The organism is Mycobacterium sp. 1482292.6 (assembly GCF_001672995.1).
Taxonomy (GTDB): Bacteria; Actinomycetota; Actinomycetes; order Mycobacteriales; family Mycobacteriaceae; genus Mycobacterium; species Mycobacterium europaeum_A.
Genome location: NZ_LZKV01000210.1, coordinates 36763 through 49749, shown reverse-complemented (window position 1 = coordinate 49749; position 12987 = coordinate 36763). Strand labels below are relative to the sequence as shown.

Here is a 12987-nt window from a genome sequence, read left to right as displayed (position 1 = left end):
AGCCGCGCACCGGCCACCCAGCCCATCCCGGTCTGGACCACCGGGTGCTCGACACCGACCAGCTCGGTCAGCGGCGTGCGCAGCTTCGTAACCACCGTCAGCGGATCTCTCTGTCGCGCAGCGACTTCGGGTCGATGACCTCGCGGATCAGGCGCAGCTCGTCGTCGGTCGGCAGCCGGGTCTCCTCGGCGCCGTCCAGGCCGTGCACCTCGAACGAGGTGTTCTCGGCGACCTCGTCGGCCGAAACGCCGGGGTGCAGCGAGACCGCCCGCATGCTGCGCCCGGGCCCGCCGAAGTCGAACACACCGAGGTTGGACACCACCCGGTAGGTGTTGGCGAAGCGGAACGCCGGATTGTCGTCGTCCACGTTGTCCCAGCCGATTCCGCAGACGATGTCGACCTTCTCGCAGAACACCCGCTTGGAATGGTTGCCCACCCAGTAGCTGGTCGCGTGGTTGATGGCGTTGCCGGGCGCCCCGCGCACGCCGAACATCTGGCGCTTGGGCTGCTGCAGCGGGCCGAACGCCGAGATGTTCTGATTGCCAAAGCGGTCAACCTGATTGGCGCCCATCACGACGTGGCGCCGGCCCCAGGCCAGGGTTTCGAAGACGCGGCCGAACGGCATCCAGCCCTCGACGGGTGCCGACGCGCCTAGCGCCGGGGTCTCGGCCAGCAGCTGCGCCTCACCGTCGGTCAGCAGGATGTCCGGCGAAAAGGTCAGCCGGGCCAGCCGGGCACCGACCGAGGCCATGTTCGTCATCGGACTGACCATGATTTCGCCTGCGTCCCGGAACAATTCGGCACAGGCGACCGCGCAGATCTCGGGTCGGGTGATCGCGTCGCCGCTCATGACGAGGCCTCCTCTTTGAAAGCGCGCACGGCCGCCTGATAGTCCTCTTCGCTGCCCGACAGGAAGGTCTGCACGAACTGCTGCCAACCCTCGTCGGTCGAGGCCGCCTCGGCGTAATGCCGCTGGAACTTCTCGTCGCGCCCGTAATCGGGTGCGGCGGTGGTGAAGTGGGCCCCGCCGGGTGCCTCGACCACGCCGTCGACCATCATCCGGTTCACCAGCAGCGCCTGTGGGGGGACCTCCTTGACCAGCTCCTGGGTGGAAACGACGCGCTCCACCGACAGGAAGCGCTTCTCGGCGGCCATCAGGAAGAGGTCGTCGAAGTACGGGTCGATGCCGGTGTAGGCCGCATTGCCTTGCGCGTCACCAAGATTGAGATGGGCGAACGCGGCGTCCAGGCGCAGCGCCGGCATCGCGATCAGGGTTTCGTGTCCGCCGCCGGGTGCCGGATACGGGCTGGTCACGGTCGCCAGCTCGCCCTCCCAGAAGTCCGGGACCGAACTGCCCAGCCCGGCCCGAATCGGCAGGAACGGCAGGCGTTGCGCGGCCGCCTGCAGACCGCATCGCAGCATGCCTTCGTCCATCTCCCTGGCCTCGATCGTGCCGCCGGTTCGGGCCTTGGCGAACCAGGGGTCGTAGAAGGGTGGGGAGTCCAGCGAGACGAATCCGTAGTAGACCCGCTTGACCTTGCCGGCCGAGCACAGCAGGCCGACGTCCGGCCCGCCGTAGGTCACCACGGTCAGGTCGGTGATGTCGGTGCGCAGCAGGGCGCGGACGAACGCCATGGGTTTGCGCCGCGATCCCCAGCCGCCGATGCCGATCGTCATGCCGCTGCGCAACTGCGCGACGACGTCGTCGAGGGTGGTTCTCTTGTCGCTCACGACTTCTCACCCTTCGTCGTACCGGCGAACGCGTCACGGTGCTCGTCGGACACCCCGGCGAGATTGAGCTCGAACGTAAAGCCTTGCTCCATGCGATAACTCGAGTTGACCCGTTGCACGTCGATGAGGTTCAGCGCCTCCTTGGCGGCCCGGATGACGCGGGTGTCCTTGGCGGCGATGTCGCGCGCGACCCGCAGGGCCGCCTCGTCGAGCTCGTCGCGCGGCACCACCTCGTGCACCGAACCGAAGTGGTGCAGGGTGGCGGCGTCGACGGTGGCCGCGGTGAAGAACAGCCGCCGCATCATGTGCTGGGGCACCAGCCGGGACAGGTGGGTGGCCGCGCCGAGCGCGCCGCGTTCCACCTCCGGCAGACCGAAGGTGGCGTCGTCGGAGGCGACGATGACGTCGGCATTGCCGACCAGTCCGATGCCGCCGCCGACGCAGAACCCGTTGACGGCCGCGACGACGGGCACCGCGCACTCGTACACCGCGCGGAACGCGGCGAAGCAGCCGCGGTTGGCGTCGATGAGCGCGGTGAATCCCTCGGTGCGCTGCATCTCCTTGATGTCGACCCCGGCGTTGAAGCCGCGGCCCTCGGCGCGCAGGATCACCACATGGGTCTCGGGGTTCTGGCCGGCCGCGGTGATGGTGTCGGCCAGTTCGAACCAGCCGCGCGACGGGATGGCGTTGACGGGCGGGAAGTCGACGGTAACCGCGACGATGCCCGGTTCGGTGGTGGTGGATGTGATGGGCAAGGTGCCACTTCCTTGTGGGGTAACTACCTAAGCAAGCACTTGCTTGGTACGCTAGCACAGTGACTCGCGCCGAAGCATGCCCCCCTTTTGACGCCATCAACTTGGGGCTGGCCGGGCGGGTGGTTCTCGTCACCGGCGGCGTGCGCGGGGTGGGGGCCGGGATCAGTTCGGTGTTCGCCGGGCAGGGTGCCACCGTCGTCACCTGCGCGCGCCGCGCGGTCGAGGGGCTGCCCTACGAGTTCCACTCCTGCGACATCCGCGACGACGACGCCGTCAAGGGGTTGATCGACGCCATCGTGGACCGGCACGGCCGGCTCGACGTGGTCGTCAACAACGCCGGGGGATCGCCCTTCGTGTTGACCGCGGAGTCCAGCGCCAAGTTCAACCGCAAGATCATCGAACTCAATCTCATTGGTGGGCTGTCGGTTTCGCAGCACGCGAACGCGCACATGCAGGGCCAGCGGCAGGGCGGGTCGATCATCAACATCTGCAGTCTGTCCGGGCGCCGGCCGTCCCCGGGGACCGGGGCCTACGGCGCGGCCAAGGCGGGCCTGGAAAGCCTCACGCAGACGCTGGCCGTGGAGTGGGGGCCGAAGGTCCGGGTGAATGCCTGTGTGGTCGGCATGGTGGAGACCGAGCAGTCCGAACTGTTCTACGGCGACGCCGAGTCCATCGCCGCGATCTCGAAGAATGTGCCGCTCGGCCGGCTGGCCAAACCTGCCGACATCGGTTGGGCCGCAGCGTTTCTGGCATCCGATGCGGCGTCCTACATCAGCGGTGCCTCGTTGGAGGTGCATGGCGGCGGCGAGCCACCGCACTATCTGGCCACCACGAACGCCAGCGCGATCAAGTAAAGGAGAGACGGAAATATGGGAGTGGTTGACGGCCGCGTCGTCATCGTCACTGGAGCGGGCGGCGGCATCGGTCGCGCGCATGCGCTGGCGTTCGCCGAGGAAGGCGCGCGTGTGGTGGTCAACGACATCGGGGTGGGCCTGGACGGTTCGCCGGCCGGTGGCGGCAGCGCCGCCCAGAGTGTTGTGGACGAGATCACCGCGGCCGGCGGTGAAGCCGTCGCCGACGGATCCAACATCGCCGATTGGGACCAGGCGGCCGGCCTGATCCAGACCGCGGTCGAAACCTTCGGTGGTCTGGACGTTTTGGTGAACAACGCCGGCATCGTTCGCGACCGGATGCTGGCCAACACCAGCGAAGAGGAGTTCGACGCCGTCATCGCCGTGCATCTCAAGGGGCACTTCGCCACGATGCGGCACGCCGGGGCGTACTGGCGTGGGCTGTCCAAAGAGGGCAAAACCGTTGACGCCCGGATCATCAACACCAGTTCGGGTGCCGGCCTGCAGGGCAGCGTCGGGCAGGCCAACTACAGCGCCGCCAAGGCGGGCATCGCGGCGTTGACGTTGGTCGGCGCCGCCGAGATGGGACGTTACGGCGTCACCGTCAACGCCATCGCGCCCTCGGCGCGCACCCGGATGACCGAGACCGTGTTCGCCGAGATGATGGCAACGCAGGACCAAGATTTCGATGCGATGGCGCCGGAAAACATCGCACCGCTGGTGGTCTGGTTGGGCAGCGCCGAAGCCCGCGACGTCAGCGGCAAGGTCTTCGAGGTCGAGGGCGGCAAGATCCGCGTCGCGGAGGGCTGGGCCCACGGACCGGAGATCGACAAAGGCGCGCGGTGGGATCCCGCGGAGCTGGGGCGCGTCGTGGCCGACCTGCTCGCCAAGGCGCGCCGTCCCGTCCCCGTCTACGGCGCCTAGCGGGGTTCGCACACCACGAGCGGGATGACCCGGTCGGCGGCCTCGCGGTACTTGCGGTAGGGCGGGTACATCCGCGTCAGGCGTGGCCAATACCGTTCCCGCTCAGCGTCCGTGGCGTCGCGGGCGACCAGGTCCAGGCGCTGGGCGCGGATCTGGACCCGCACGTCGGGATTCTCCTTGAGGTTGAGGTACCACAAGGGGTCTTCGTCGCGCCCGCCGAAGGTCGCGGGCAGGATCACCCGGTCGCCGTCGCGCAGGTAGAGCGTCGCGGTGGTCCGCGGCTGGTCGGACCTGCGTCCGGTCGTGGTCAGCAGCGCCGCCGGAAACCGCAACAGCTTCGCGCCGATCTTGCCGTCGGTGCGTCGGTACACCCAGATGTGGGCGCGCGCAAAATACTTGAGCAGCAGCGCAATCGGGCGCGAGTTGCGGATCCAGCGGCGGTCGGACATGTTGCCCGGGATGATTCCCCACCGGGACGCACGGGAAACGTCAGGGGTCGCAGATGACGATCGGGATGACCCGATCGGTCCACGCCCGGTAGTCGTCGAACGACGGATACATGGCGTCCAGCTTGGGCCAGTACTCGGCGCGTTCCGCCTCGGTGGCGTCACGGGCCTGCAGCTGCAGCACCTCGTCCTTGATCTGCACGGAGACCTTGGGATTGGCCTTGAGGTTGAGATACCACTGCGGGTGTTTGTCGCTGCCGCCCTTGGAGGCGACCAGTATCACCCGGTCGCCCTCCCGCAGGTAGAGCAGCGGGCTCACCCGGGGTTCGCCGCTCTTGCGGCCCGTGGTGGTGAGCAGCGCGACCGGAGCCTTCTGGAAGGTGTTGCCGTATTTTCCGTTGCTGCGCGTGTAGATCCACGCGTTGCTCTTGGCCATCCACTTGATGATGAAGCTGACCCACGGCGAGTTCAGTGCGCGCGGCTTCGGTTTCGGCATGACGGTCCTTAACGACTTTGGATAAAGGGGTGGAAGCGAACCTTGATGTGGTGGATTTCGGCTTTGCCGCTTGCGCTTTCGGCCGGAATCACGAAGGTCTCGTCGACGTGTGCGGCGAGGCGCCGGCCACCGATGCCCGCCTTGGTCAGCACCTGGTAGGACGCGTGCACCCGGTCGCCGTCGACGCGGTAATCCGGTGGCGTCGTCTGCGCGAGCAACCGGTACTGCAGGCCGCGATTGAGGCTGCGCCGCAGATGATTTCCGGAGAAACCGTTCTTGATGCCCTGCTCGACGCGGGTGCACCCGGGCGCGAACGGAACGGCGTCACCGTCATGATTGACCAGCGCGTCGATGTAGGACTGCGCCGCGGCGATGCGGCGGTCGTCGGGGATGCTCACCAGGTGCGGAAAACTCACCGAGCGCTAGATGCGCTCGATGATGGTGCCGGTCGACAGGGCACCACCGGCGCACATGGTGATCAGCGCGGTGGTCTGGTCGGTGCGCTCCAGCTCGTGCAGCGCGGTGGTGATCAACCGGCTGCCGGTGCTGCCGACCGGGTGGCCCAGCGCGATGGCGCCGCCGTTGACGTTGACCTTCGCCATGTCCGGGTCGTGCACCCGCGCCCACGACAGCACCACCGACGCGAAAGCCTCGTTGATTTCCGTGATGTCGATGTCGCCCATCTTCATCCCGGCCTTCTCCAGCACCTTCGCCGTCGACTGCACCGGCCCGTCCAGGTGGTAGTACGGCTCGGCGCCGACCAGGGCCTGGCTGACGATGCGGGCCCGCGGCCGCAGGCCCAGCGCCTTGGCCTTGTCCTCGTCCATCCACAACACGGCCGCCGCGCCGTCGGAGATCTGTGACGACGTTCCTGCCGTGTGGATTCCGCCCTTGAGCACCGGCTTCAGCGCGGAGAGACCTGACAGCGTGGTGTCGCGCAGGCCCTGGTCGCGGCTGATGGTGACGCGCTCGGATGTCGGTTGCTTGTTCTCGTCGAGTGCCGGGGCCTCGATCGGGGAGATCTCGCGGTCGAAGCGGCCTTCCTCCCAGGCCTGCTTGGCCTTCGTCTGGGAGGCCAACCCGAACTCGTCGATCTCTTCACGGGTGATGCCGCGCCGCTTGGCGATCCGCTCGGCGGCGGTGAACTGGTCGGGCAGATCGATGTCCCACGACGAGGGACGCAGGATGGTCCGGTCCGGACCGGCGTTCGCGCCGAGCCCGACGCGGCTCATGGCCTCGATCCCACACGCGATGCCGATGTCGATGGCGCCCGCCGCGATGAGGCCGGCGACCAGGCCGTTGGCCTGCTGACCGCTGCCGCACTGACAGTCCACGGTCATGGCGCCGACGTGTTCGGGCAACCCGGCGACGAGCCAGCTGACCCGTGTGATGTTGTTGGACTGCTCGCCGTACTGTGTGACGCAGCCGCCGACGATCTGTTCGACGTCGCCGGCGTCGATGCCGGCCTTCTCGACGAGAGCCTTCTGCACCGCACCCAGCAACTCGGTGGCGTGCAAGCCGGACAGCCAGCCGTTCCGCTTGCCGATGGGGCTACGAGTGGCTTCAACGATGACAGGGTTACCCATTCCGTCAGGCTAGAACACGTTTCATTACTCTGACAAGCGAGGATGGTGACCTGCCTTTTATCTGCGCAGGAGGCGTGTTTTACTGGCACTAGAACACGTTGCAATTAGTGTTGTAAAAGGAGCGCACTCTACATGGCACCCCCCAACATTCCCGCCGACTTCGACTTTCTCGACCCCGACGTCAACCTCGCCGGGCTGCCCGTCGAGGAACTCGCCCAGCTTCGCAAGGCCGAGCCGATCCACTGGGTCGACATCCCGAATGGCGCGGGCGGGTTCGAGGACCACGGCTACTGGCTCGTGACCAAGCATGCCGACGTCAAGGAGGTGTCGAAGCGCAGCGACATCTTCTCTAGCTGGATGAACGGCGCCATCCCGACCTGGCCGCCGGAGATGAAGCGCGAGCAGGTCGAGCTGCAGCGCAGCGTCATGCTCAACATGGACGCGCCGCACCACACCCGGCTGCGCAAGATCATCTCCCGCGGGTTCACCCCGCGGGCCATCGGGCGGCTGGAAGCCGAACTGGCCGAGCGCGCCCAGAACATCGCCGCGACCGCCGCCAAAGAGGGCAGCGGCGACTTCGTCGAACAGGTCTCGTGCGAGCTGCCCCTGCAGGCCATCGCGGGTCTGCTCGGCGTTCCCCAGGAGGATCGCGACAAGCTGTTCCGCTGGTCCAACGAGATGACCGGTGGCACCGACCCCGAGTACGCCCACGTCGACCCCGCGCAGTCATCGATGGAGCTGATCACCTACGCGATGGCGATGGCCGCGGAGCGCAACCAGAACCCCACCGACGACATCGTCACCACGCTGATCCAGGCCGACATCGACGGCGAGAAGCTCTCCGACGACGAGTTCGGTTTCTTCGTGGTCATGCTGGCGGTGGCGGGCAACGAGACCACGCGTAACTCGATCACCCACGGCATGATCGCGATGGCGGACAACCCCAATCAGTGGGAGCTGTTTAAGAAGGAGCGTCCGTCGACCACGGCCGACGAGATCATCCGGTGGGCGACCCCGGTGTCGGCGTTCCAGCGCACCGCCAACGAGGACACCGAGCTGTCCGGTGTGCGGATCAAGAAGGGTCAGCGGGTGGTGATGTCCTACCGGTCCGCCAATTTCGACGAAGAGGTCTTCGAAGACCCGCACACCTTCAACATCCTGCGCGACCCGAACCCGCACGTTGGCTTCGGTGGCACCGGCGCCCACTACTGCATCGGGGCGAACCTGGCCCGCATGACGATCAACCTGATCTTCAACGCGGTCGCCGATCACATGCCGGACCTCAAGCCGATCGGCGAGCCCGAGCGGTTGCGGTCGGGCTGGCTCAACGGCATCAAGCACTGGCAGGTCGACTACGCCGGCAAGCCCGCGGTGACGTCCTGATGGACTTCGACCTCACCGCGACGCAACAGGCCGTCGCCGATGTCGTCACGTCAGTGTTCGAGCGCGAATTGAGCTGGGACGCTTTGGTCAACGGCGGTGTGACGGCCCTCGCGGTGCCCGAGCGCCTCGGCGGCGATGGGGTGGGTCTGCCCGAGGTCACCACCGTGCTCACCGAGATCGGTCGCCACGGCGCCATCACGCCGGCCCTGGCCACACTGGGATTCGGCGTGCTGCCGCTGCTCGATCTGGCCACCGACGAACAACAGGACCGGTTTCTGGCCGGAGTCGCCAAGGGTGGGGTGTTGACCGCCGCGCTCAACGAGCCGGGTACCGCGCTGCCGGACCGGCCGTCCACCACGTTCGCGGGCGGCCGCCTGTCAGGCACCAAGGTCGGCGTCGGCTATGCGGGACAAGCGGATTGGATCATCGTGACCGCCGACAGTGCGGTGGTCGTGGTGTCGCCGACGGCCGACGGCGTCGAGGTGGTCCAGACCCCCACCTCCAACGGCTCCGAGGAGTACACGGTCACACTCGCCGACGTCGCGGTCCAAGACTCCGACGTGTTGGCAGGCGCGACGGCTTCCCGGGTCAACCAGTTGGCGCTTGCCGCCATCGGCGCCTATGCCGACGGGCTGGTGGCCGGGGCGCTGCGCCTGACCGCCGACTATGTGGCCAACCGCAAGCAGTTCGGCAAGCCGCTCTCGACGTTCCAGACCGTGGCCGCCCAGCTCGCCGAGGTCTACATCGCCTCGCGCACCATCGATTTGGTGGCGAAGTCGGTCGCCTGGCGGCTGTCCGAGGGCCGCGACGCCGACAACGACCTGGACGTTCTCGGGTACTGGATCACCTCGCAGGCGCCGCCGGTGATGCAGCTCTGCCATCACCTGCACGGCGGGATGGGAATGGACATCACCTATCCCATGCACCGGTACTACTCCACGATCAAGGACCTGTCCCGGCTGCTGGGCGGTTCTTCTCATCGTCTCGATCTGGTGGGAGCGCAATGTTCATAGACCTGACTCCGGAGCAGCGTCAGCTGCAAGCGGAACTGCGGGAATACTTTTCCAACCTGATCTCCTCCGACGAGATGAAGGCGATGGAGCAGGACCGGCACAACGAGGCTTATCGCGCGGTGATCCGCCGGATGGGCCGCGACGGCAAGCTCGGTGTCGGCTGGCCAAAGGAGTTCGGCGGCTTGGGCTTCGGCCCGATCGAGCAGTCGATCTTCGTCAACGAGGCGCACCGCGCCGACGTGCCGCTGCCCGCGCTGACGCTGCAGACGGTCGGCCCGGTGCTGCAGCAGTTCGGCAGCGAGGAGCAGAAGAAGAAGTTCCTGCCTGCCATCCTGGCCGGCGAGGTTCACTTCGCGATCGGCTACACCGAGCCCGAGGCCGGCACCGACCTGGCCTCGCTGCGCACCACCGCGGTTCGCCAGGGCGACGAGTACATCGTCAACGGGCAGAAGGTTTTCACCACCGGCGCGCACGACGCCGACTACATCTGGCTGGCCTGCCGCACCGACCCGGAAGCCGTGAAGCACAAGGGGATTTCGATCCTGATCGTCGACACCAAGGATCCCGGCTATTCCTGGACGCCGATCATCCTGTCCGACGGCGCCCACCACACCAACGCCACCTACTACAACGACGTGCGGGTGCCCGCCGACATGCTGGTCGGCGAGGAGAACGGCGGATGGCGGCTGATCACCACCCAGCTCAACAACGAGCGCGTCATGCTGGGCCCGGCGGGCCGCACCGCCGGCATCTACGACCGGGTGCACGCCTGGGCGTCCAAGCCGGGCAGCGACGGCGTCACGCCGATCGATCATCAGGACGTCAAGCGGGCGCTGGGTGAGATCCACGCGATGTGGCGGATCAACGAGCTGCTGAACTGGCAGGTGGCCGCCGCCGGTGAGGACATCAACGTGGCCGACGCCGCGTCGACGAAAGTCTTTGGCACCGAGAAGATTCAATACATCGGCCGGCTCGCCGAGGAGATCGTAGGCAAGTACGGCAACCCCGCCGACTCGGACACCGCCGACCTGCTGAAGTGGCTGGACTCCCAGACCAAGCGCAACCTCGTCATCACCTTCGGCGGCGGCGTGAACGAAGTGATGCGCGAGATGATCGCCGCGGCCGGACTCAAAGTGCCGAGGGTGCCTCGATGACCGACATCAAGGAAGCGGTCGCGGAGATCACCGCCACCGTCGTCGCTGCCCCGCGCGAGGCCCGGGATCCGGTGAACCAGCCGACGATCAACAACTGGGTCGAGGCGCTCGGGGACCGCAACCCGATCTACGTCGACGAGGCCGCCGCCAAGGCCGCCGGTCATCCCGGAATCGTCGCCCCGCCGGCCATGATTCAGGTGTGGACGATGTTCGGCCTGGGCGGGGAGCGCCCGACCGACGACCCCATGGGCCCGATCATGCAGCTGTTCGACGAGGCCGGCTACATCGGGGTGGTGGCCACGAACTGTGAGCAGACCTACCACCGGTATCTGCGTCCGGGCGAGCAGGTCACCGTCGTCTCCGAGATGCGCGACGTGGTGGGCCCCAAGCAGACCGGGCTCGGCGAGGGCTGGTTCATCAACCAGCACATCACCTGGCGGGTGGGTGACGAGGACGTCGCCGAGATGGCCTGGCGGATACTGAAATTCAGGCCCCGCGAGGATTCCGGCGCGACCGCGTCGGTGCCTGAGGACCTCGACGCCGACGCGATGATGCGTCCGGCGGTGTCACGCGACACCGCCTTCTTCTGGGAGGGCGTCCGGGCGCACGAGCTGCGTATCCAGCGCCTCGCCGATGGCACCCTGCAGCACCCACCGGTGCCGGCGGTGTGGCAGGACAAGGCCGAGCCAATCGACTTCGCGGTCGCCAGCGGCCGCGGCACGGTGTTCAGCTACGTGGTGCACCACGCCCCGAAGGTGCCCGGTCGCACGCTGCCGTTCGTGATCGCCCTGGTCGAACTGGAGGAGGGCGTTCGGATGCTCGGCGAGTTGCGCAACGTCGACCATGCCGAGATCAAGATCGGAATGCCCGTTCGCGCAACCTATATCGACTTCCCGGCCGGTGAATCCGGCCCGGAGTGGAGCCTCTACGCCTGGGAGCCGGTGGGAGACGAAGCATGAGCGCACCCGTTGTTGAAGTGGGCACCACCCTGCCCGAGCTCAAGCTGGAGGGCACGCCGACGTTCATCATTTCGACGGCCCTGGCCACCAGGGACTTTCAGGACGTGCACCACGACCGGGACCTGGCGCAGGCCAAGGGTTCCAAGGACATCTTCGTCAACATCCTCACCGACACCGGCCTGGTGCAGCGCTACGTCACCGACTGGGCGGGCCCGACGGCGGTGATCAAGTCGATCGGGCTGCGGCTCGGTGTGCCGTGGTACGCCTACGACACCGTAACCTTCTCCGGCGAGGTGACTGCCATCGACGACGGCCTGATCACGCTGAAGGTGTTCGGCCGCAACAGCCTTGGCGATCACGTCATCGCGAATGTGACGCTGACGATCGGGGGCGCTTAGATGTCAGCGGGTTTATTGAACGGCCGAGCCGCGATCGTCGGCATCGGCGCCACGGACTTCTCCAAGGACTCCGGCCGCAGTGAGCTGCGGCTGGCCGCCGAGGCGGTGCTGGATGCGTTGGACGACGCCGGGCTGAGCCCGTCCGACGTCGACGGGCTGACCACCTTCACGATGGACACCAACAACGAGACGGCCGTCGCGCGCGCGGTCGGCATCGGTGACCTGAAGTTCTTCTCGCAGATCGGATATGGCGGCGGTGCCGCTTGCGCGACCGTTCAGCAGGCGGCTCTCGCGGTGGCCACCGGCGTGGCTGACGTCGTCGTCGCGTACCGGGCGTTCAACGAGCGTTCGGGCATGCGATTCGGTCAGGTACAGACCCGGCTGGTGGGAAACGCCGGGGTGCAGGCTGATTCGACCGCCGCGGACAATTCGTTCTCCTACCCGCACGGCCTGTCGACGCCGGCCGCGCAGGTCGCGATGATCGCCCAGCGCTACATGCATCTGTCGGGTGCCAGCAGCCGTGACTTCGGTGCGATCTCGGTGGCTGACCGCAAGCATGCCGCCAAGAACCCAAAGGCGTACTTCTTCGAGAAGCCGATAACCATTGAGGACCACCAGAATTCGCGGTGGATCGCCGAGCCGCTGCGACTGCTGGACTGCTGCCAGGAGACCGACGGGGCGGTGGCGATCGTGGTGACGTCGCCGGAGCGCGCGAAGGATCTCAAGCAACGGCCGGCGATCATCGAGGCGGCGGCGCAAGGCTCGAGCCCCGACCAGTACACGATGGTCAGTTACTACCGGCCCGAGCTCGGCCTGCCCGAGATGGGGGTGGTGGGTCAGCAGCTCTGGGAGCAGTCGGGCCTGAAGCCGACCGATATCCAGACCGCCGTGCTCTACGACCACTTCACGCCGTTCACGCTGATTCAGTTGGAAGAGTTGGGATTCTGCGGCAAGGGCGAGGCCAAGGACTTCATCGCCGACGGGGCCATCGAGATCGGGGGGCGGCTTCCGCTCAACACCCATGGCGGTCAACTGGGCGAGGCCTACATTCACGGCATGAACGGCATCGCCGAGGGTGTGCGTCAGCTGCGGGGCACCTCGGTGAACCCGGTGCCCGACGTCGAGCATGTCCTCGTCACCGCCGGAACCGGCGTCCCCACGTCGGGCCTGATCCTGGGCTAGGGGGCTTCGGCGCGCTTCTTCTCGCCGAGTGCCCGGCGTCTTTCTCGCCGAGCGTGAAGTTAGTTTCACGCTCACTGCCGACCGTGAAACTAACTTCACAGTCGATGAG

The 12987-nt window shown here is 67.0% G+C and carries 16 protein-coding genes; 8 read left to right on the top strand and 8 right to left on the bottom strand.

Translation table 11 applies throughout. The features are described from left to right. The 4 genes from A5624_RS29170 to echA20 form a co-directional block, all read right to left on the bottom strand. A partial coding sequence (locus A5624_RS29170) for a nitronate monooxygenase (protein ID WP_231998231.1) occupies window positions 1-95 on the bottom strand: 95 nt, incomplete at its 3' end. Window positions 96-97: 2 nt separating this feature from the next. After that, on the bottom strand, window positions 98-850 hold the full coding sequence (gene ipdB, locus A5624_RS21410) for a cholesterol ring-cleaving hydrolase subunit IpdB (protein WP_066870683.1): 753 nt from the start codon (window positions 848-850) through the stop codon (window positions 98-100). Then, the gene (gene ipdA / locus A5624_RS21405; RefSeq protein ID WP_066870681.1) at window positions 847-1731 is read right to left on the bottom strand and encodes a cholesterol ring-cleaving hydrolase subunit IpdA; all 885 of its coding nucleotides are present in this window, start codon (window positions 1729-1731) and stop codon (window positions 847-849) included. Before ipdA ends, ipdB begins: the two co-directional genes overlap by 4 nt. Then, a complete protein-coding gene (gene echA20, locus A5624_RS21400) occupies window positions 1728-2486 on the bottom strand; it encodes a (7aS)-7a-methyl-1,5-dioxo-2,3,5,6,7,7a-hexahydro-1H-indene-carboxyl-CoA hydrolase (protein ID WP_066870677.1) in 759 nt (252 codons plus the stop codon). Before echA20 ends, ipdA begins: the two co-directional genes overlap by 4 nt. Before the next feature lie 59 nt (window positions 2487-2545). Between echA20 and A5624_RS21395 the strand changes: the two genes are divergently transcribed. Together A5624_RS21395 and A5624_RS21390 are read left to right on the top strand one after the other, a co-directional pair. After that, on the top strand, window positions 2546-3340 hold the full coding sequence (locus A5624_RS21395) for an SDR family oxidoreductase (RefSeq protein WP_156749113.1): 795 nt from the start codon (window positions 2546-2548) through the stop codon (window positions 3338-3340). Between the two features lie 15 nt (window positions 3341-3355). Further along, window positions 3356-4261 (top strand): SDR family oxidoreductase, encoded by a 906-nt coding sequence (locus A5624_RS21390; RefSeq protein WP_066870674.1) that lies wholly within the window; start codon window positions 3356-3358, stop codon window positions 4259-4261. On the opposite strand, the gene A5624_RS21385 is transcribed toward A5624_RS21390, so the two are convergent. Genes A5624_RS21385 through A5624_RS21370 form a run of 4 tightly spaced genes read right to left on the bottom strand, consistent with a single transcriptional unit; the run spans window position 4258 to window position 6789 of the window. Beyond that, a complete protein-coding gene (locus A5624_RS21385; RefSeq protein ID WP_066870671.1) occupies window positions 4258-4710 on the bottom strand; it encodes a nitroreductase family deazaflavin-dependent oxidoreductase in 453 nt (150 codons plus the stop codon). The genes A5624_RS21390 and A5624_RS21385 overlap by 4 nt on opposite strands. Before the next feature lie 40 nt (window positions 4711-4750). Beyond that, entirely contained in the window at window positions 4751-5203 is a 453-nt protein-coding gene (locus A5624_RS21380; protein ID WP_066870668.1) for a nitroreductase family deazaflavin-dependent oxidoreductase, read from the bottom strand. Window positions 5204-5211: 8 nt separating this feature from the next. Continuing rightward, complete coding sequence (locus tag A5624_RS21375) at window positions 5212-5604, bottom strand: hypothetical protein (protein WP_197498206.1); 393 nt, start codon at window positions 5602-5604, stop codon at window positions 5212-5214. Window positions 5605-5625: 21 nt separating this feature from the next. Further along, complete coding sequence (locus A5624_RS21370) at window positions 5626-6789, bottom strand: steroid 3-ketoacyl-CoA thiolase (RefSeq protein ID WP_066870665.1); 1164 nt, start codon at window positions 6787-6789, stop codon at window positions 5626-5628. 132 nt (window positions 6790-6921) lie between these two features. Here A5624_RS21370 and A5624_RS21365 point away from each other — a divergent pair, with 132 nt between their 5' ends. The 6 genes from A5624_RS21365 to A5624_RS21340 are packed head-to-tail and all read left to right on the top strand — an operon-like array spanning window position 6922 to window position 12878. After that, window positions 6922-8172, top strand: coding sequence for a cytochrome P450 (locus A5624_RS21365; protein ID WP_066870662.1), 1251 nt, complete (start codon window positions 6922-6924; stop codon window positions 8170-8172). Beyond that, window positions 8172-9185: an acyl-CoA dehydrogenase family protein gene (locus A5624_RS21360; RefSeq protein ID WP_066870659.1), complete on the top strand. Its 1014-nt coding sequence runs from the start codon at window positions 8172-8174 to the stop codon at window positions 9183-9185. The genes A5624_RS21365 and A5624_RS21360 overlap by 1 nt, the downstream gene beginning before the upstream one ends. Beyond that, on the top strand, window positions 9176-10339 hold the full coding sequence (gene fadE29, locus A5624_RS21355; protein ID WP_066870656.1) for an acyl-CoA dehydrogenase FadE29: 1164 nt from the start codon (window positions 9176-9178) through the stop codon (window positions 10337-10339). The genes A5624_RS21360 and fadE29 overlap by 10 nt, the downstream gene beginning before the upstream one ends. Then, complete coding sequence (locus A5624_RS21350; RefSeq protein WP_066870653.1) at window positions 10336-11298, top strand: bifunctional MaoC family dehydratase N-terminal/OB-fold nucleic acid binding domain-containing protein; 963 nt, start codon at window positions 10336-10338, stop codon at window positions 11296-11298. The genes fadE29 and A5624_RS21350 overlap by 4 nt, the downstream gene beginning before the upstream one ends. After that, window positions 11295-11696: a MaoC family dehydratase gene (locus A5624_RS21345; RefSeq protein ID WP_066870650.1), complete on the top strand. Its 402-nt coding sequence runs from the start codon at window positions 11295-11297 to the stop codon at window positions 11694-11696. The genes A5624_RS21350 and A5624_RS21345 overlap by 4 nt, the downstream gene beginning before the upstream one ends. Continuing rightward, window positions 11697-12878: a lipid-transfer protein gene (locus A5624_RS21340; RefSeq protein ID WP_066870648.1), complete on the top strand. Its 1182-nt coding sequence runs from the start codon at window positions 11697-11699 to the stop codon at window positions 12876-12878. Window positions 12879-12987 lie beyond the last annotated feature (109 nt).